This window comes from Variovorax sp. E3 (assembly GCF_016082275.1).
Classification (GTDB): domain Bacteria; phylum Pseudomonadota; class Gammaproteobacteria; order Burkholderiales; family Burkholderiaceae_C; genus Variovorax.
Window position 1 is genome coordinate 1 of record NZ_MOWM01000102.1, and the last position, 17,751, is coordinate 17,751.

Sequence of the window (17,751 nt, forward strand, 5' to 3'; positions counted from 1 at the left end):
GGCCCGGCGGGCTTCTTCGCGCGGCGCGGCGGCTTGGCCACGGGCGCGCGCGGGGCGAACTCGCTCCCCAGCCCTTCGAACAGGTCCATCGTGAACTGCAGCAGTTCCCCCATGGCGGGTTGCTCTCTCTTGTTCCTCAGTTCGTCTTGGCTTCCTGCTGCAGCTGCGGCGGGCTGTCGCGGTAGGCCTCGGGGTCGAGGCGGCGCATCTCGGCCTCGATCCAGGCCTCGACTTCGCGCATCAGCTCGTCGGGCTTGCGGCCGACGCTCGAGATGGCCGGGCCGATCGACACGTCGACCACGCCCGGGCGTTTGATGAAAGCCTTGCGCGGCCACACCTTGGCCGAGGTCACGGCAATGGGGATCACCGGCACGCCGGTCTCGCAGGCCAGCCGCGTGCCGCCGCTCTTGTAGGTGCCCTTCTGGCCGCGCGGAATGCGCGTGCCTTCGGGGAACATGATGATCCAGATGCCCTGCGCGAGCAGCTTGCGGCCCTGGTTCACCACCTTGTTGAAGGCCTGCGCGCGCTGGCTGCGGTCGATGTGGATCATGTCCAGCCGCGCCATCGCCCAGCCGAAGAACGGCACGTAGATCAGCTCTTTCTTGAACACGTAGGCCAGCGGGTGCGGCATCAGCGTGGGCATCAGGAAAGTCTCGAGCGTGGACTGGTGCTTGACCAGCAGCACCGCACCGGCGAGCTTGTCGGTCGGCAGGTTCTCCATGCCGGTCACGCGCGTCTTGATGCCCAGCAGCACGCGCGCCCCGCCGATGGCCCAGCCCAGCCAGCGCTCGGCCATCCAGTAGAGCGGGATGCCGCGCTTCCAGAGCGAGCTGACGCACATGATGATGCCCCAGGGGATCACGGTGACGAGCATCCACAGGGCGTGGAGAACGGAACGGAAAAACGCCATCAGACAGCCACCTGCAATGCGGCCCGCGCTTCGCGCGCGAGCAGGAAGTCGACAAAGGCGGCGAGGTCGGTGTGGACCACCGTGTTCGCCGGGTATTCGGAAGGCAGCGGATCGACGCCGCGGCAGGCCGCGCCCATGCCCGTGAGCAAGAGGTGCGGCTCGCAGCCGGCGGCCGCGCCGGCCTGGAGATCGCGCAGGCTGTCGCCCGCGGTGGGCACGCCCTTCAGATCGATGCCGTAGCGGTCGCCGATCTGCAGGAACAGGCCCGGCTTGGGCTTGCGGCAATCGCAGTCCTCGTCGGGGCTGTGCGGGCAATAGAACACCGCATCGACCTTGCCGCCCACGGCCGCGAGCATCTTGTGCATCTTGGCGTGCATGGCATTGAGCGAGGCCATGTCGAACAGCCCGCGGCCCAGGCCCGACTGGTTGGACGCCACCACCACGTGCCAACCCGCATGGTTGAGCCGCGCCACGGCCTCGAGCGCACCGGGCAACGGCGTCCACTCGATGTCGCTCTTGACGAAGTCTTCGCGGTGCACGTTGATCGTGCCGTTGCGGTCGAGGATGACGAGTTTCATGGTGTCTTTCCCGCTTCCGCTTCGATGCGGCGCCGTTCGATCCAGTCGCCAATATGTGCCACCGGGTACCTGGCCGCGTCCAGCAACGCGGCGCGCGCTTGCAAGGTGACCGGGGACACGAGGTCGAGCCGGAGCAGTTCACGAACGAAATCGGCGTCCTTGTCGCGGCCCGCCACGCACTTGGACAACGCCAGGTCGTGCAGTTCCGGGCAGACCACCGTCAGGTCACCGACATAGTGAAGGCTGGCGCGCTGCATCCAGTCGGCCGGCATCACCGCCGTTTCGGGGCCCACGCCGTCGGCGTGGTAGCCGAAGGTGTCGTCGAAGCTCGACAGCGCACCGATGGCGCCGTCGATCAGATCGGACTTTTCGGGATGCAGCGCGGGATAGAGATCGAGCTCGCGCGACACCAGCAGGCTGGCCGGCGCGTCCTTCAGCAGGAACAGCAACGCCTGGCTGCCGATCACGACGAACGACTGCTCCTGCGCGATGGCTGCCGCCGCGCGCAGCACGTGCTCCGCTTCGCTACGCTGCATGTGCGCCTTGCCGCGCCGCACGCAGGAGTTCGCCGCGTTCGCGCTGCGTCATGAGGACGCCGACGGGAGACACATTGCGCAGCGCCACGGCGTGATCATCGGTGCCGCAGGTGGCGGCTTCGATGGCATCGACACCAGCGGCCAGCATGGCGCGCCACTCGTTCCAGTAGGCGTCCGAGCGGGTTGCGCCGGCCTGCGTCTGCCATCGCTCCAGCGTTGCGGAGACATCGGCAATCCGCGCCGGATCGGCGCGCAGTCGCGACACCGCCAGGCGGTGCGCCTGGAGCAGGAAATCGTCGAGCTGTTGCTGCCGGTTCATGGCGTGAATTGTCGAGCGCAGGGGCTCAGACAGCCAGCCGCTCGAGCTGCGCCACGCGGTTCATCGCGGCGTGCAGCGACATCAGCAGGCCCAGGCGGTTGAGCCGCAGATCGGCCTGCTCCGCATTGACCATCACGCCGTCGAAGAAGGCGTCGACCGGCTCGCGCAGCGCGGCCAGCGTCTGCAGCGAGGCGGTGTAGTCGCCGGCTTCGAACTGCGCGTTGGCGGCGGGCACGACCTGTGCCATGGCCGCGTGCAGCGCCTTCTCGGCCGGCTCCTGCAGCAGCAGCTCGCTGACGTGCGCGTCGGCTTCTGGCGCCTTCTTCAGGATGTTGCCGATGCGCTTGTTCGCGGCGGCCAGCGCGGCGGCGGCGGGCAAGGCGGCGAAGGCGCGCACCGCCGCCAGCAGCTTGGGCACTTCGCCCAGGCGCTGCGGGCGCGGTGCCAGCACGGCGTCGACCTCTTGCGCGCTGGCGCCCTGCTCGCGCAGGCTGCCGGCGAGGCGGTCGAGAATGAAGTCCTGCAGCTCGACGGTGGCGCGGCTGCTTTCGAAACCGGCGATGTGGGCGAACTGCGCGGCGGCGTCCTGCAGCAGCGCATCGAGCCCCAGCGGCAGGTCTTTTTCGATCAGCATGCGCAGCACGCCCAGCGCATGGCGGCGCAGCGCGAACGGGTCGCGGTCGCCGGTCGGCAGGTTGCCGATGCCGAACATGCCGACCAGTGTCTCGAGCTTGTCGGCCAGCGCGACCACGAGGCCCACGCTGTTGCGCGGCAGCTCGTCGCCGGCAAAGCGCGGCTTGTAGTGGTCTTCGATGGCGTCGGCCACCGCGGCGTCCAGGCCGTCGTGCAGCGCGTAGTAGCGCCCCATGGTGCCCTGCAGCTCGGGGAACTCGCCGACCATGTCGGTCACGAGGTCGGCCTTGGCCAGTTGCGCGGCCTGGGTGGCCTGCGCCGCCAGCGCCGAGTCGCCCAGCTTCTCGGCGATGCCGCGCGCGATGCGCATCACGCGCTCGACGCGCTCGCCCTGCGTGCCCAGCTTGTTGTGATAGACCACCTTGCCCAGCAACTCGACGCGCGAGGCCAGCGACTTCTTGCGGTCCTGGTCGAAGAAGAACTTGGCGTCGGCCAGGCGCGGGCGCACCACGCGCTCGTTGCCCTGGATGACGGCGCTCGCGTCGTCGGGGCTGATGTTGCTGACGACCAGGAACTTGTTGGTGAGCCTGGCTTGTGCGTCGAGCAGCGGAAAGTACTTCTGGTTGGCCTTCATCGTGAGGATCAGGCACTCCTGCGGCACTTCGAGGAACTCGCGCTCGAAGCTGCAGACCAGCACGTTGGGGCGTTCGACCAGCGCGGTCACTTCGTCGAGCAGCGCATCGTCGTCGATGGGCACGGAGCCGCCGCCGACCTTCACCGCGGCCGCCGCCAGCTGGCGTGCGATTTCGGCGCGGCGCGCCTCGAAGCTGGCGATGACGGCGCCGTCTTCCTGCAGTTGCAGCGCGTAGCTGTTGGCGTCGCGCAGCACCACGGGGTCGACCGTCGCCTCGAAGCGGTGGCCGTGCGTGTCGCGGCCGGCCTTCAGGCCCAGCGCCTCGATGGGCACCACGGTGTCGCCGTGCAGCGCCACGAGGCCGTGCGCCGGGCGCACGAAGCTCACGCTGCTCCAGCCCGGCAGCTCGCAGCCGCTTTCGAGCTGGTAGCTCATGACCTTGGGAATCGGCAGCTTGGCGATGGCTTCGGCCAGCGCCTTCTGCAGGCCTTCGGCCAGCGTGGCGCCCTTGGCGGTGCTTTCGTAGACAGGGCTTCGGCCTTGCCGTCCATTGCACGCTTGAGGCCGGGCACGGCCGAGGCGTCGGCGCCCAGCGCGCCCAGGCGCTTGAGCAGCGCGGGCGTGGGCTGGCCCGAGGCGTCGAGGCCCACGGCCACGGGCATGAGCTTTTGCGACACGGCCTTGTCGGCGGCGCGCTCGGCCACGTGCGTGAGGTGCGCGGCCAGGCGGCGCGGCGACGCGAACGCGGTGAGCACGGCGCCGGGCTCGGCGAGCCCCTGCGCCACGAGCTGGTCGCGCAGGCCGCCGGCAAAGGCGTCACCGAGCTTCTTCAAAGCCTTGGGCGGCAATTCCTCGACAAACAGTTCGACAAGAAGGCTGGCAGACGACATGGCTCAGAAGGTAGGAAATGCGCCGCGAGCGGCGCAGACCACGGGCACGCGACGAAGCACGACCGTGGAAGGGAAAGAAGAAAGAAAGACGGAACTCATGCGGCAACGGCGCCATGGCGCCGCTCCACGGAACGGCGCGCAAGCAGCGCGAGCACCGCCGCCGCCAGCAGCGGCGCCCACACGGTGAACATCTCGTTGAACAGCACCTGCGCGCCGCGCGGCGAGAAGAAGCGCTTCAATGCGATGGGCGACACCTCGATGGGGCGCCACGGGCTGAAATAACGCACGTCGCTGAACGGCCAGAAGAAGGCGATGCCGATGCCGCCGTTGGTCAGCATGTCCAGCAGCGGATGCGACACGGTGCACAGCGAGATCCAGGCCCAGCCCACCGCGCGGCGCATGCCCCAGCGCGGCGCGAGCCACCAGCCCGCAAGGCCGAGCAGCAGCGCGAACACCAGGGTGTGCGTGAAGCCGCGGTGCCCCGTCATGCCGCCGTAGGCAATGCCGAGCTTGAAGGCCAGGCCGTCGAAGTCGGGCACCACGGACGCCAGCATGCCCGCGAGCAGCGCCGCCACCGGCACGCGCTTCGTCCCCAGCGCAATGGCTGTGCAGACGGGAACGGCGACGTGGGTGAAGACGGTGGGCATCGGGCATGTCGGGCAGGGTCAGGCGGCCTTCTTGGGTGGCATTTGCGCGACCCATTCGCGCGGAGCCATCGGAAAGCCCAGGCGCTCGCGGCTCTCGTAGTAGCTCTGCGCCACGCTGCGCGCGAGGTTGCGGATGCGGCCGATGTAGGCCGCGCGCTCCGTCACGCTGATGGCGCCGCGCGCGTCCAGCAGGTTGAAGCTGTGCGCGGCCTTGAGCACCTGCTCGTAGGCCGGCAGCGCGAGCTGCTCGGTCATGAGGTGCTTGGCCTGCTTTTCGTGCGCGTTGAAGGCGGTGAACAAAAATTCGGCGTCGCTGTGCTCGAAGTTGTAGGTCGACTGCTCGACCTCGTTCTGCTTGTACACGTCGCCGTAGCTCAGGCCGTCGGTCCAGGTCAGGTTGTAGACGTTGTCCACGCCCTGCAGGTACATGGCCAGGCGCTCCAGGCCGTAGGTGATTTCGCCGGTGATGGGCTTGCAGTCGATGCCGCCGACCTGCTGGAAGTAAGTGAACTGCGTCACTTCCATGCCGTTGAGCCAGACTTCCCAGCCCAGGCCCCAGGCGCCGAGCGTGGGGTTCTCCCAGTCGTCTTCCACGAAGCGGATGTCGTTCTTCTTCAGGTCGAAGCCCAGGGCCTCGAGGCTGCCGAGGTACAGCTCCAGGATGTTGCTGGGCGCGGGCTTCAGCACGACCTGGTATTGGTAGTAGTGCTGCAGGCGGTTGGGGTTCTCGCCGTAGCGGCCGTCCTTGGGGCGGCGGCTGGGCTGCACGTAGGCGGCTTTCCAGGGTTCCGGGCCGAGGGCGCGCAGGAAGGTGGCGGTGTGCGAGGTGCCCGCGCCCACTTCCATGTCGTACGGTTGCAGCAGCGCACAGCCCTTGTCGGCCCAGTACGACTGCAGTTTGAGAATGATTTGTTGGAAGGTCAGCATGGCTCTGCGTGAAGGCGGCCGCCCGGTGGGAGAACCCCGCGGCGCAACGAACCGGCTATTTTACGAGGCAGCGGGCCGTCAGGAACGGGCCGGTATGCTCGATTCCCCCTTTGCAACCCGCTTCAACGCACCGTGATCCGTCTGTCCCCTTCTTTTCGCCTTCCCGTCCATGCCCATTGACCACGCCGCCCTGAGCGCCTTGGGCGAACGCATCGGTGGCCAGGCATGGCCCGAATTCCTTGTCATTCTGGTCGTGCTGACGGCCGCCACCGGCCTGGCGGCCTGGGGCTTCGAGCACCTGCGCCGCCGCAGCGCGTCCCAGCCCGAACCGGGCGCCGGCCTGCTGTTCGGCGGGCTGGCCATCGGCGCCCTCGTAGTGCTGGCGCTGGCCTGGGGTTTCGCGGAAGTGGCGGCCGAGCTGGGCGACGGCCGCCCGATGGGCCTGCTCGACGAGGCCATCAGCAGCGCGATCGGCGCCCACACGCCGCCGGGCGTGCTGCATGTGTTCTCGTGGCTCACCCACTTCGGCGACGCCGTCTTCATGGGGCTGCTGTGCCTGGCGGTGGCCGCCTTGCTGTGGCTGCGCGGTCACAAGGGCTTCGCGGTCGGCTGGCTCGCGGCCATCGCCGGCAACGCGGTGCTGAACGAAACGCTCAAGCACATCTTCGAGCGCGCGCGGCCGGTGCACGACTTCGGCATCGCGCAAGTCGCGGGCTACTCGTTCCCCAGCGGCCACAGCTCGGGCTCGATGGTGCTCTACGGCATGCTGGGCTACCTGGGGCTGCGCATGCTGGCGCCGCGCTGGCGGGTGCCCTCGGTGATGGCGGCCACCGCGGTGGTCGTCACCGTGGCGTGCAGCCGCCTCTTCGTGCGGGCGCATTTCCCGAGCGACGTGCTCGCGGGGCTGTGCTCGGGCGGCGCGTGGCTGGCGATCTGCATCGCGAGCATCGAGTACGCGCGGCACCATCGCGGCAAGGCCTAGAAAAGCGAAGAAGGGCGGCCGCCGCCGGGCCGCCCCAAGGCGAGCCGCGCCTCCCCCTTGGGGGGTGGCGAATTACACGCTGCGAAGCAGCGTGAAAAGCCGGGGGGCTCAATACTCCCAGAAGATGCGCTGCAGCTCTTTGGTGTCGCTGGTCTTGGTCAGCGCGACCATCGCCAGGATGCGCGCCTTCTGCGGGCGCAGGTCGTGCGCCACCACCCAGTCGTACTTGTCGTCGGGCTGCTCGGCGTTGCGGATGACGAAGCCGTCGGGCACGCGCGAGCTGCGAATCACGATCACGCCGTCGGCGCGCGCCTTCTGCAGGTTCGGCACGATGCGGTCGGCCACCGAGCCGTTGCCCGTGCCGCCGTGGATCAGCGCCTTGGCACCGCTCTTGGCAATGGCGTCGATGGCGATGGACGACACGCCCTCATAGCCCATGGCGATCTCGACCGGCGGCAGTGCGCTGATGCTGTCGATGTTGAACTCCGAGTTCATGGTGTGGCGCTTGACCGGCGCGCGGAACCAGTAGTTCTTGCCCTCGACGATCATGCCCAGCGGGCCCCACTGGCTGGAGAAGGCGTTGGTCTTGATGTTGACGTTCTTGCTCACGTCGCGGCCGCTGTCGATGTTGTCGTTCATCGTCACCAGCACGCCCTTGCCCATTGCGTCCTTGCTGCCCGCCACGTTGACGGCGTCGTACAGGTTGAGCGCGCCGTCGGCCGACAGCGCGGTGCCCGGACGCATCGAGCCGACCACCACGATCGGCTTGTTGGTGTGCACGGTGAGCGTCAGGAAGTAGGCGGTTTCTTCGAGCGTGTCGGTGCCGTGCGTGATCACGATGCCGTCGACGTCCGGCTGCTTGGACAGCGCCGACACGCGCTTGGCCAGCGTCAGCAGGTTGTCGTTGGTGAGGCTTTCCGATGCGACCTGGAACACCTGTTCGCCGCGCACGTTGGCCACCTTCGAGAGTTCGGGCAGGCCGGCGATGAGCTTCTCGACACCGACCTTGGCGGCCGCATACGTGGCGCTGTTGACGGCCGAGGCACCCGCGCCCGCGATGGTGCCGCCGGTCGCCAGGATCACCACGTTGGGGAGCGCCTGCTGCGCCTGCGCGAGCGCGCTGGCCGCCAGCAATGCGGCACCGGCCGCGAAGGCCCTGAAACGAGGGGAGAGGTACATGAAAAGCTCCTTGGTTGAAATGAATTTTTCGAGGCGGCGAGGAAGATACATGAACCGTGCCCGCATGCCCTGCGGGCTCATGCCGGCATGGCATGCGGTCATGCGCGAGGGATTACCATCGACCGCGCGCACTGCCGCCACCCTTGCTTGCCATGAACGCCGAATCCGCCGCCCTCCCCGTTCCGACCGCCACCACAGCCCAGGAAATGCCCGCGCCCGACGGCCCGCTGTCGCGCGCGCGCCCGGGCCGCGAACGCATCATGGCGGCCATCCGCACCGCGGCCGTGACCGAGTTCAGCCTGCACGGCCTGAAGGGCACCTCGACCCAGGCCATCGCGGCGCGCGCGGGCCTGACCAAGCCCCAGCTGCACTACTACATCGCGGGCAAGGAAGAGCTCTACGAAGAGCTGCTGATGCAGGTGCTGCATGCGTGGAAGGTGGTGTTCTCGTTCGAGGACGCCAGCGACCCCGCCACGGTGCTGGGCGACTACATCCGCAAGAAGCTCGACCATGCCATCGACAGCCCCGAGATGTCGCGCATCTTCACGCGCGAGATTCTCGACGGCGGGCGCAACCTCGACCGCTACTGGCCCAACGCACGGGCCTGGACGCAAAAGAAGATCGACGTGATCAACGGCTGGATCGCGCGCGGGCAGATGCGTCCGCTCGACGCGCGCATCCTGCTGATGCACATCTGGGCCATGACCCAGAGCTATGCCGACTACGCGATCCAGACGCGCGTGATGCTCGGCCTGCCGCCCGATGCGCCGATCGATCGTGAACCGATCGCGCGCGAGCTCGTGACGTTCGTGCTGAACGGCTGCGGCATCAAGGCCTAGCCTTTCTTCTTACCTCTCCTGCATGGGGCACGCGCCCCGGTGCACGCGGTGACTTTAGGCACTGGCGGCACCGCGCCCGCGCGCCTAACTTCGCACCCTTCGCCGGCGGGCTGTTCCGTCGACGCGAATCACGAAAACAGGAGATCGAGGATCATGAAAACGAGGATGTTCTTGGCCGCGCTCGCAACGGCCGCGCTGGTGGCTTGCGGTGGCGGCGGCAGTGGTGGTGGAGGCGGCGGCCTGCCCATCGGCTGGGTGCCGGCGCCGGGGCCCGGCGCGGGCGTGACGGAGCCGACGCCGAACCCCCACCCCCCAACCCCCAGTCCGGCCCCCACGCCGATCACCGCGAGCTACAAGTACCTGAGCTTCGAGCAGAACCGCGACCCCGACACCGACACGGCCGAGAAGCGCTTCGACGACTACATCGCGCTGCTGAACCGCGAAGGCGCGGCGGGCTACCGGTACCTCGAGGGCGAGGCCGGCGGCAACATCGTGCGGCTGCAGGACCGCTTCATGATGGTCAAGGACACGGAGACCACCTACCGCTACGAATACAAGCGCCTGACCTACGACATCATGCAGACCACCGCCATCCAGGCGTTGCTGCAGCAAGCCAAGACCCAGGGCGCGCAGGGCATGGTGCTGCTGAAGATCCTGGCGCCCATCGACCTCAACAACAACCTCGACCCCGAGTTCGCGGTGCTCTACCGCAAGGACCTCGGCGCCGCGAGCACCTACGACGTGACGGCCGAGCTCTATGCGACGACCTCCACCGACTACGTGAACCGCGCGAACGCACAAGGCGCGAACGGCTACCGGCCGTGGGCCACGCCCTTCCTGGTGAACCAGGGCGGCTACCAGTTCTTCCTGAAGGACATGGGCAGCGCCGCACGCTACGACCTGAAGGCGGTGATCAGCCCGCTGAGCGTGGTCGGCGGCAACCTGGACGACCTCAAGGCGCAGATCCGCGAACAGGGCGCGCAGGGCTACCGGGTGCTGAAGAACCGCTTCCTGGAAGACGGCAAGGACTTCTACTTCTACGTGAAGGACACGACGCAGTCGAGCACCTTCGAGTACGAGTTCCTCGACAACCCCGACCCGCTGTTCGGGCTGCAGGAAGCCAATGCGGCGCAGGCGAACGCGCAGACGGCCAACGGCCTGCGCTACTTCGGTGTTCCCGACTCCCCGCTGTTCTTCAGGTCGCTGGCCTGCACGGGCCCGCTGTGCCTGTCGCCTGACCAGACCGAGACCAGCAACCAGAACTGAGCGCGGACGAAACGCCAGGCGCGGCCTACAAGCCGTGCACCACCCAGGTGTCGCCTGGCGCCGTCGGCACGCGTACCGTGCTTTCGCCGACGCGATCGAAGCGGTACTCCTGCCCGCCGATCACGACCGACTTCATGTTGGTCCACACCCGGTAGTCATAGCCTTGCGGCGTTCGCGTGACCTGCAGCACGCGGAACACCGGCGGCACGGTCACGGCGATGCGCACCCGCGCCGAGGCGCTGCCGCTGCCTGCGCTGGACTCGGCGCTGCACAAGATCGGTGCAAGAAGCAGCACGGCCACCGCGCGCCCGAGGCCGCGGCGGCCGGTTCGAAGCCAACTTCCCGTCATAACGCCCGATCCGCAAGAACATGAGATGCGGGCGCCGCCACGGCACCCGCCCTCCGGATATCGACCGCCGAACGGAAAACTGAAGGGCTCCGCGCCCCGGCGGTGCGCGCCCGCTGGCACGTCGCTTGCATAACCTGACCACTTGCTCTGATTAAGCGGTCAAACACACCATGCGCGTGCTCGTCGTCTACTGCCATCCGGTCGAAACCAGCTTCCATGCCGCCCTGCACCAGGAGGTGCTGAAGAACCTGCGCGCCGCCGGGCACGAGGTGGACGACTGCGACCTGTACGCCGAGGGCTTCAACCCGGTGCTGTCGCGCGAGGAGCGGCTGGGCTACCACGAGGTGCCGGCCAACCAGCTGCCGCTGAAGCCCTACGTGGAGCGGCTGCAGTGGGCCGAGGGCATCGTGTTCTGCTTTCCGACCTGGTGCTTCGGGCTGCCCGCGATGCTCAAGGGCTACTTCGACCGGCTCTTCATGCCGGGCGTGGCCTTCGACATCAGCGACCCGGCGAACGTGAAGCCGATGCTCACGCACATCAAGCGCATCAGCGCCGTGGTCACGTACGGCCGCCCGCGCTGGATGGCGATGTACATGGGCGACCCGCCGCGCAAGATCGTCACGCGGTACATGTTGCGGCTCACGGGCCAGAAGGCCCGGGTGGACTACCACGCCCACTACCACATGAACATCGCGACCGAGCCCCAGCTCAAGCGCTTCATGGCGCGCGTGGGCCAGGCCATGGCGCGCTTCGCATGAACGCGCCCGCGCTCATCGACAACCTGCGGTTGCCGCGCTGGCTGCTGCCGACGGACTGGCCGCTGCACGAAGGGGTGCCGGCGCTGGCGCGCATCGCCATCGAAGCCGGCCGCGTGCAATCGGTGCAGCCCGTGCGCGACACCGACATGCCCGCCGCGTCGGGCTGGGACGCCGCCGGCAGGCTGGCCCTGCCCGGCTTCGTCGACGCCCACACGCACCTGGACAAGGCCTTCACGCTGCCGCGCATGAAGCAGGTGCAACCCGGCCTGCTCGGCGCCATCGACGCGATGCTGGCCGACCGCGTGCACTGGACGCCCGCCGACGTGCGCGAGCGCGCCTCGCGCGGCCTGCAGTGGGCCTGGGAGTGCGGCACCACGCATGTGCGCACGCACGTCGACTGGTGGGAGCCCGAGTCGCTGCCGATGGCCTGGCCGGTGCTGGCCGAGCTCGCGCAGGAATGGGCCGGCCGCGTGCGGCTGGAGCAGGTCAGCCTCATCAAGCTGCCGCTGTTCGAAGACGCGGCGCAGGCCATGCGCCTGGCGAAACAGGTCAAGGCCACGGGGCCGCACGCGCTGCTCGGCGGCTTCGTGCACTCGACCAACTGGAGCGAGAACGCACTGCGCAATCTGCTGGTGGCGGCGCAGGCCTTCGACCTCGACATCGACCTGCATGTCGACGAGGAACTCAACGCCGCGGCGGTGGGCCTGCAGACCACGGCCCGCATCCTGCGCGAGATCGGCTACGAAGGCCGCGTGGTCTGCGGCCACATCTGCGCGCTCGCGGCGCAGCCCGAGGCGCAGGCCTTCGCCACGCTCGACGCGGTGGCGCGCGCGCCGATCACCGTGGTGTCGCTGCCCGCCACCAACCTGCTGCTGCAGGACGCCGTCACCGGCCGCACGCCGCGCCGGCGCGGCATCACGCTGGTGAAGGAGGCGCGCGAGCGCGGCATTCCGCTGCTGTTCGCGAGCGACAACGTGCAAGACCCGTTCTGCCGCCTCGGCAGCTTCGACCCCGTCGAGGCGCTGGGCACGGCCGCGCTGGTGGCACAGCTCGACGAACCCTTCGACACCTGGTCGCAGGCCCTGTGCCGTGGCGACTGGCTGCAGCGCGCGAGCACACACGCCGCGCCCACGCTGGTCGGCCGCGCCGCCGACCTGGTGCTGTTCACGCAGGCCGACCGCCACGGCTGGCCGTCACGCAGCGCCACCCGCGTGGTGCTGCGCGACGGCCGCGTGACGCACGGCGACGCCACGCCCTTCCTTCCCCGGTAACGCACGACAAGGACACCCATGCTCCACGGCTACATCCCGCCCCACCGCTTCCTGCCCTACCTGAGCTGGACCGAAATCGCCGCGCTGCCCGACCGCGAGAACACCGTCATCGTGCTGCCCTGCGGCGCCATCGAGCAGCATGGCCCGCACCTGCCGTGCTCGGTCGACAGCGTCATCTCTTCGGGCGTGATGGGCAAGGCGCTCGAGAAGCTGCCGGCCGAGGTGCGCGCCTTCGCGCTGCCGACCATCACCTACGGCAAGTCGGAAGAGCATCTGCACTTTCCCGGCACCATGACGCTCACGGGCACCACGCTGCTGTCGACGGTCATCGAGATCGGCGAGTCGGTGTACCGCTCGGGCTTTCGCAAGCTGCTGTTCGCCAACGGCCACGGCGGCCAGCCGCAGGTGCTCGAGATGGCGGCGCGCGAGTTGCGCCTTCGGCATGGCGACTTCGTGATCGTGCCGCACGGCGTGTCGCGGCTGCCGAGCGCGGCCAGCAAGCAGGTGAGCGAGCAGGAGAAAAAGCTCGCGATGCACGCCGGCCACTCCGAGACCGCGCTGATGCTCGCGCTCGCGCCCGAGACGGTGCACATGGAACGCGCGGTGGCCAACTTTCCGCCGCCCTTCCCGATCAAGCTGCTGTCGGCCGACGGCCGCCCGGCCTGCGCGTGGACCGCGCGCGACTTCGGACCGAGCGGCGTCATCGGCGACCCGACCACGGCCACGCGCGAGCAGGGCGAGGCCATTCTCGACACGCTGTCCGACAGCTGGGTGCAGGCGCTGACCGAGCTGCATGCGCTGCGCTGGGTGGTGCGCGAAGAAGCCACGTGGGAGCGCGGGCACCAGCAGGGCTTCATCCAGCAGCGCTTCGAGCCTGCCTGAGCCTGCGAGCCTGCTTCTTGCATCGGCGCGTTCACCGCTTTCTCTTTTCCCAAAACCTCCCAGCCCTCGAAAGGTCCCCACCCATGCGTTCCTTCGCACTGTCCCTGGCCGGCGCCGCCGCCATCGCCTTCCTCGCCGCCGCGCCCGCGCAGGCCGAAGACAAGTTCACCTACATGACCAACTGGTACGCGCAGGCCGAGCACGGCGGCTTCTACCAGGCGGTGGCCCAGGGCATCTACAAGAAGTACGGCCTGGACGTGACCATCAAGATGGGCGGCCCGCAGGTCAACATCACGCAAATGATGGCGGCCGGGCAGGCCGACTGCATCATGGGTTCGAGCGACATCCAGATGATGCAGGTGCTCGAAGGCGGCGTGCCCGTGGTCAACGTGGCGGCCTTCTTCCAGAAGGACCCGCAGGTGCTGATCGCGCACGACGACGTGAAGAAGTTCGAAGACCTCAAGGGCAAGACGCTGCTCATCGGCGCACAGGCGCAGCGCGGCTACTGGCCGTGGCTCAAGGCCAGGTTCGGCCTCACCGACGAGCAGACGCGCCCCTACACCTTCAACATCCAGCCCTTCGTGGCCGACAAGAACGCCGCGCAGCAGGGCTACCTGACGTCGGAGCCCTATGCCATCCAGAGGCCGGGGTGAAGAGCACGGTGCTGATGTTCAGCGACCACGGCTTTCCGGCGTACGCCACCACGGTGTCGTGCATGGAGAAGACGTTGAAGGACCGCAACAAGCAGGTGGCCGCGTTCGTGAAGGCCTCGGCCGAAGGCTGGAAGAGCTACCTGGCCGACCCGGCGCCCGCCAACGCGCTGATCAAGAAGGACAACCCCAACATGACCGACGACCAGTTGGCCTACAGCGTCGCCAAGCTGAAAGAGATGGGAATGATCACCGGCGGCGACGCGGGCAAGCTGGGCATCGGCGTGATCACCGATGCGCGCGCCAAGGCGAGCTACGACTTCCTGGTGGCCTCCAAGCTGCTCGACCCGGCCAAGGTCGAACTCACCAAGACGTACAGCACCGAGTTCGTCAAGGACGCCAAGGTCCTGCCCTGAAACCAGGCGGCCGCGTGATGCGGCCGTTCTCGAAAGGCCTCACGCATGAATCGCATCGAACCCCACACGCTGGCGCCACCGCCTGAACTCGCCCCCGCGGTGCCCGCCGTCGAGGTGCTCTCGGCCGAGAAGACCTACCCCAACGGCACGCAGGCGCTGCTGCCGGTGGACCTGTCGATTGCCGAGGGCGAATTCGTCACGCTGCTGGGGCCTTCGGGCTGCGGCAAGAGCACGCTGCTCAAAATGGTGGCGGGCATGCTCGAGCCCTCCGATGGCCGGCTGCTGGTGTGGCGCAAGCCGGTGAGCCAGTTGCACGACAGCGCGCGCAAGATGTCGTTCGTGTTCCAGTCGCCCACGCTCATGCCGTGGGCCAGCGTGCGCACCAACGTGCGGCTGCCGCTCGACCTGGCCGGCGTGCCGCGCAAGGAAGCCGACGCGCGGGTGATGGACTCGCTGGCGCTGGTGGGCTTGGAGAAGTTCGCCGACGCGCTGCCGCGTGCGCTGTCGGGCGGCATGCAGATGCGCGTGTCGATTGCGCGCGGCCTCGTCACGCAGCCCGACCTGCTGCTGATGGACGAGCCCTTCGGCGCGCTCGACGAAATCACGCGCCACAAGCTCGACGCCGACCTGCTGGCGCTGTGGCGCAAGAAGAAGCTCACGGTGATCTTCGTGACGCACTCGATCCATGAGGCGGTGTTCTTGTCGAGCCGCGTGGTGATGATGGCCGCGCGGCCGGGCCGCGTGGTCGAGCAGTTCCACATCGACGAGCCCTACCCGCGCAGCGCCGACTTCATGGTGACGCCTGAATTCGCGCGCCACGCCAGGCAGTTGCAAGACAGCCTGCTGCGCGCCAGCGGCACCGACGAGGAGCACGCGCGATGAGCAACAACGAAAAGATGAAGGGCCTTCCCCTCTTGAGCCAGCCGCGCGTGCAGCGCGTGCTGTACCCCGTGCTGATCGGCGTGGTGCTGGTCGCACTGTGGCAATGGATGGTGGTAGCGATGGAGCTGCCCGCCTACCTCGTGCCCTCGCCCTACCTGATGATGCAGACGCTGGTGACCGACTGGGCGCCGCTGGGCAATGCATTGCTGGTCACGCTGAAGATCACGGTGCTGTCGTTCCTGCTGGCCACGGTGGCGGGCGTGCTGATCTCGTTTTTGTTCGTGCAGAGCAAGCGCATCGAGACCGCGCTCTTTCCGTACGCGGTGCTGCTGCAGGTGACGCCCATCGTGGCGGTGGCGCCGCTGATCATCATCTGGGTGAAGAACCCGGTCGCGGCCATGACGGTGTGCGCCGCGCTGGTGGCGCTGTTCCCCATCATCAGCAACACCACGCTGGGCCTGCGCAGCATCGACCCCGACCTGCAGAGCTACTTCAAGCTGAACCGCGCCACGCGCTGGCAGCAACTGGTGCGGCTGCGCATTCCGAGCGCGCTGCCGTACTTCTTCGGCGGGCTGCGCATTTCGAGCGGCCTGGCGCTGATCGGCGCGGTGGTGGCGGAGTTTGTCGCGGGCACGGGCGGCTCCGGCGCGGGGCTGGCCTACCAGATCCTGCAGGCGGGCTTCCAGCTGAACATTCCGCGCATGTTCGCCGCGCTGCTGCTGATTTCTCTGACCGGTGTCGCGCTCTTCGTGCTGATGGCCTGGCTCACCAAGGTGGCGCTGGGCTCGTGGCATGCGAGCGAACTTTCCCAGGATTGAACTTGACCATGAACGCTCCCGTTTCCGCCATCGAGCAACTGCTGCTCGAACTGCCCGACCTCGACTGGATCACCGACGAAAGCCGCGTGACAAGGCTCTCGCAGGACTTCTCGTGGTTCAGCCCGGTGCTCGTGCGCCAGCTCAAAGACAAGCGCGCCGACGCGGTCGTGCGCCCGCGCACCGAGGAAGAAATCCGCACCGTGGTGGGCGCCTGCGCGCGCCGCGGCGTGCCGATCACCATTCGCGGCAGCGGCACCGGCAACTACGGCCAGACCACGCCGCTGGCCGGCGGCGTGGTGCTCGACATGACGGGCTACAACAGCTGCCTGTGGGTGCGGCCCGGCGTGGCGCGCGCGCAGGCCGGCATCCGCCTGGGCGAACTCGAGAAGCAGACCAAACCCACGGGCCAGGAGATGCGCTGCGTGCCCTCGACCTACCGCAGCGCGACGCTGGGCGGGCTGTTCGGCGGCGGCTTCGGCGGCGTGGGCTCGATCAACTACGGCCCGCTGGGCGCGCCGGGCAACGTGATCGGCATTCGCGCGATGACCATCGAGGCCGAGCCGCAGGTGGTCGAACTGCGCGGCGCCGAGGCGATGCGCATGCACCACCTGTGGGGCACCAACGGCCTCGTGCTCGAACTGGAAATTGCACTGGCGCCCGCGCATCCGTGGCTCGAAACGCTGGTGACCTTCGACAGCTTCGAGAACGCGCTGAACTTCGCCGACAAGCTCGCGAACGCGCCCGGCATCGTGAAGCGCGGCGTCTCGTTCTTTGCCGCGCCCGTCTCGGACCACCTCGCGCAGTTGGCCGCGCATTTGCCGAAGGGCTGCCACACGGTGCTGTCGCTGGTGGCCGAATCGGGCGAGCCGGCCTTGCTGCAGATGGTCGAGGCGCACGGCGGCACCGTGGGCTACCGCAAGACGGCGGCCGAGGTGCAAAAGAGCAACCGCACGCTGATGGAGTTCACCTGGAACCACACGACGCTGCACGCGCTGAAGATCGACCCGACGCTGACCTACCTGCAGAGCGGCTTCGTGCCGGGCAGGCATGTGGAGCAGGTGATCGAGATGGAAAAACTGCTGGGTGCCAGCGGCGAGGTGATGATGCACCTGGAGTTCATCCGCAACGTGGCGGGCCTCATGACCTGCAGCGGGCTGCAGCTGGTGCGCTTCAGCACCGAGGAGCGGCTGCAGGAGATCATGCGCATTCACCGCGCGCACAACGTGCACATCAACAACCCCCACGTGAACATCGTGGAAGACGGCAAGGCCGGCGGGCCGCTGCCGCCCGAGGTCATCGAGGTGAAGAAGCGCTTCGATCCGATGGGGCTGCTGAACCCCGGCAAGCTGCGCGACTGGCCGGTGAAGGGCCCGCGCAGCGCCTGA

General features: G+C 68.2%; 17 protein-coding genes and 2 pseudogenes. 10 read left to right on the plus strand and 9 right to left on the minus strand.

The features are described from left to right. Positions 1-136: 136 nt before the first annotated feature. From BMG07_RS27435 to glyQ, 7 genes and pseudogenes are all read right to left on the minus strand, one after another. The gene (locus BMG07_RS27435; protein WP_198087182.1) at positions 137-910 is read right to left on the minus strand and encodes a 1-acyl-sn-glycerol-3-phosphate acyltransferase; all 774 of its coding nucleotides are present in this window, start codon (positions 908-910) and stop codon (positions 137-139) included. Then, on the minus strand, positions 910-1,488 hold the full coding sequence (gene gmhB / locus BMG07_RS27440) for a D-glycero-beta-D-manno-heptose 1,7-bisphosphate 7-phosphatase (protein WP_198087183.1): 579 nt from the start codon (positions 1,486-1,488) through the stop codon (positions 910-912). Before gmhB ends, BMG07_RS27435 begins: the two co-directional genes overlap by 1 nt. Beyond that, positions 1,485-2,024, minus strand: a complete 540-nt coding sequence (locus tag BMG07_RS27445) for a DUF6036 family nucleotidyltransferase (protein ID WP_198087184.1) — start codon at positions 2,022-2,024, stop codon at positions 1,485-1,487. Before BMG07_RS27445 ends, gmhB begins: the two co-directional genes overlap by 4 nt. Further along, a complete protein-coding gene (locus tag BMG07_RS27450) occupies positions 2,014-2,343 on the minus strand; it encodes a hypothetical protein (protein ID WP_198087185.1) in 330 nt (109 codons plus the stop codon). The genes BMG07_RS27445 and BMG07_RS27450 overlap by 11 nt, the downstream gene beginning before the upstream one ends. A gap of 25 nt (positions 2,344-2,368) precedes the next feature. Continuing rightward, positions 2,369-4,500 (minus strand): annotated as a pseudogene (gene glyS / locus BMG07_RS27455) (glycine--tRNA ligase subunit beta). Positions 4,501-4,595: 95 nt separating this feature from the next. Then, entirely contained in the window at positions 4,596-5,147 is a 552-nt protein-coding gene (locus BMG07_RS27460) for a metal-dependent hydrolase (RefSeq protein WP_198087186.1), read from the minus strand. An 18-nt stretch (positions 5,148-5,165) separates the two neighbouring features. Further along, the gene (gene glyQ, locus BMG07_RS27465) at positions 5,166-6,074 is read right to left on the minus strand and encodes a glycine--tRNA ligase subunit alpha (protein ID WP_093130572.1); all 909 of its coding nucleotides are present in this window, start codon (positions 6,072-6,074) and stop codon (positions 5,166-5,168) included. A 169-nt stretch (positions 6,075-6,243) separates the two neighbouring features. On the opposite strand from glyQ, the gene BMG07_RS27470 reads away from it, so the two are divergent. After that, positions 6,244-7,056 (plus strand): phosphatase PAP2 family protein, encoded by an 813-nt coding sequence (locus BMG07_RS27470; RefSeq protein WP_198087187.1) that lies wholly within the window; start codon positions 6,244-6,246, stop codon positions 7,054-7,056. Positions 7,057-7,164: 108 nt separating this feature from the next. Here the strand turns inward: BMG07_RS27470 and BMG07_RS27475 are convergent, their stop codons facing one another. Next, positions 7,165-8,235 carry an asparaginase gene (locus BMG07_RS27475; RefSeq protein ID WP_198087188.1) on the minus strand — a complete coding sequence of 357 codons (1,071 nt, stop codon included), beginning with the start codon at positions 8,233-8,235 and terminating at the stop codon, positions 7,165-7,167. 152 nt (positions 8,236-8,387) lie between these two features. Between BMG07_RS27475 and BMG07_RS27480 the strand changes: the two genes are divergently transcribed. Further along, on the plus strand, positions 8,388-9,074 hold the full coding sequence (locus tag BMG07_RS27480; RefSeq protein ID WP_269759438.1) for a TetR/AcrR family transcriptional regulator: 687 nt from the start codon (positions 8,388-8,390) through the stop codon (positions 9,072-9,074). A gap of 171 nt (positions 9,075-9,245) precedes the next feature. Then, a complete protein-coding gene (locus tag BMG07_RS27485) occupies positions 9,246-10,340 on the plus strand; it encodes a hypothetical protein (protein ID WP_198087189.1) in 1,095 nt (364 codons plus the stop codon). A gap of 25 nt (positions 10,341-10,365) precedes the next feature. Here BMG07_RS27485 and BMG07_RS27490 read toward each other — a convergent pair whose 3' ends face one another. Beyond that, on the minus strand, positions 10,366-10,635 hold the full coding sequence (locus BMG07_RS27490) for a hypothetical protein (protein WP_269759439.1): 270 nt from the start codon (positions 10,633-10,635) through the stop codon (positions 10,366-10,368). A 224-nt stretch (positions 10,636-10,859) separates the two neighbouring features. Between BMG07_RS27490 and BMG07_RS27495 the strand changes: the two genes are divergently transcribed. From BMG07_RS27495 to BMG07_RS27525, 7 genes and pseudogenes are all read left to right on the plus strand, one after another. Beyond that, a complete protein-coding gene (locus BMG07_RS27495; protein ID WP_198087191.1) occupies positions 10,860-11,447 on the plus strand; it encodes an NAD(P)H-dependent oxidoreductase in 588 nt (195 codons plus the stop codon). Beyond that, positions 11,444-12,718, plus strand: a complete 1,275-nt coding sequence (locus BMG07_RS27500; RefSeq protein WP_198087192.1) for an amidohydrolase family protein — start codon at positions 11,444-11,446, stop codon at positions 12,716-12,718. Before BMG07_RS27495 ends, BMG07_RS27500 begins: the two co-directional genes overlap by 4 nt. An 18-nt stretch (positions 12,719-12,736) precedes the next feature. Then, on the plus strand, positions 12,737-13,600 hold the full coding sequence (locus BMG07_RS27505; RefSeq protein WP_198087193.1) for a creatininase family protein: 864 nt from the start codon (positions 12,737-12,739) through the stop codon (positions 13,598-13,600). A gap of 83 nt (positions 13,601-13,683) precedes the next feature. Continuing rightward, a pseudogene (locus BMG07_RS27510) lies at positions 13,684-14,666 on the plus strand (ABC transporter substrate-binding protein). Positions 14,667-14,711: 45 nt separating this feature from the next. Beyond that, positions 14,712-15,548, plus strand: coding sequence for an ABC transporter ATP-binding protein (locus tag BMG07_RS27515; RefSeq protein WP_198087194.1), 837 nt, complete (start codon positions 14,712-14,714; stop codon positions 15,546-15,548). Next, positions 15,545-16,366, plus strand: a complete 822-nt coding sequence (locus tag BMG07_RS27520; protein WP_374221322.1) for an ABC transporter permease — start codon at positions 15,545-15,547, stop codon at positions 16,364-16,366. Before BMG07_RS27515 ends, BMG07_RS27520 begins: the two co-directional genes overlap by 4 nt. Before the next feature lie 8 nt (positions 16,367-16,374). After that, positions 16,375-17,751 carry an FAD-binding oxidoreductase gene (locus BMG07_RS27525; RefSeq protein ID WP_198087195.1) on the plus strand — a complete coding sequence of 459 codons (1,377 nt, stop codon included), beginning with the start codon at positions 16,375-16,377 and terminating at the stop codon, positions 17,749-17,751.

Excerpts from the sequence above, each read along its gene's own strand:
- BMG07_RS27470 (WP_198087187.1), top strand. The coding sequence starts at position 6,244 with ATGCCCATTGACCACGCCGCCCTGAGCGCCTTGGGCGAACGCATCGGT.
- BMG07_RS27505 (WP_198087193.1), top strand. The coding sequence starts at position 12,737 with ATGCTCCACGGCTACATCCCGCCCCACCGCTTCCTGCCCTACCTGAGC.
- BMG07_RS27445 (WP_198087184.1), bottom strand. The coding sequence starts at position 2,024 with ATGCAGCGTAGCGAAGCGGAGCACGTGCTGCGCGCGGCGGCAGCCATC.
- BMG07_RS27450 (WP_198087185.1), bottom strand. The coding sequence starts at position 2,343 with ATGAACCGGCAGCAACAGCTCGACGATTTCCTGCTCCAGGCGCACCGC.
- BMG07_RS27495 (WP_198087191.1), top strand. The coding sequence starts at position 10,860 with ATGCGCGTGCTCGTCGTCTACTGCCATCCGGTCGAAACCAGCTTCCAT.
- BMG07_RS27525 (WP_198087195.1), top strand. The coding sequence starts at position 16,375 with ATGAACGCTCCCGTTTCCGCCATCGAGCAACTGCTGCTCGAACTGCCC.
- gmhB (WP_198087183.1), bottom strand. The coding sequence starts at position 1,488 with ATGAAACTCGTCATCCTCGACCGCAACGGCACGATCAACGTGCACCGC.
- BMG07_RS27475 (WP_198087188.1), bottom strand. The coding sequence starts at position 8,235 with ATGTACCTCTCCCCTCGTTTCAGGGCCTTCGCGGCCGGTGCCGCATTG.
- BMG07_RS27435 (WP_198087182.1), bottom strand. The coding sequence starts at position 910 with ATGGCGTTTTTCCGTTCCGTTCTCCACGCCCTGTGGATGCTCGTCACC.
- glyQ (WP_093130572.1), bottom strand. The coding sequence starts at position 6,074 with ATGCTGACCTTCCAACAAATCATTCTCAAACTGCAGTCGTACTGGGCC.
- BMG07_RS27515 (WP_198087194.1), top strand. The coding sequence starts at position 14,712 with ATGAATCGCATCGAACCCCACACGCTGGCGCCACCGCCTGAACTCGCC.
- BMG07_RS27460 (WP_198087186.1), bottom strand. The coding sequence starts at position 5,147 with ATGCCCACCGTCTTCACCCACGTCGCCGTTCCCGTCTGCACAGCCATT.
- BMG07_RS27500 (WP_198087192.1), top strand. The coding sequence starts at position 11,444 with ATGAACGCGCCCGCGCTCATCGACAACCTGCGGTTGCCGCGCTGGCTG.
- BMG07_RS27480 (WP_269759438.1), top strand. The coding sequence starts at position 8,388 with ATGAACGCCGAATCCGCCGCCCTCCCCGTTCCGACCGCCACCACAGCC.
- BMG07_RS27520 (WP_374221322.1), top strand. The coding sequence starts at position 15,545 with ATGAGCAACAACGAAAAGATGAAGGGCCTTCCCCTCTTGAGCCAGCCG.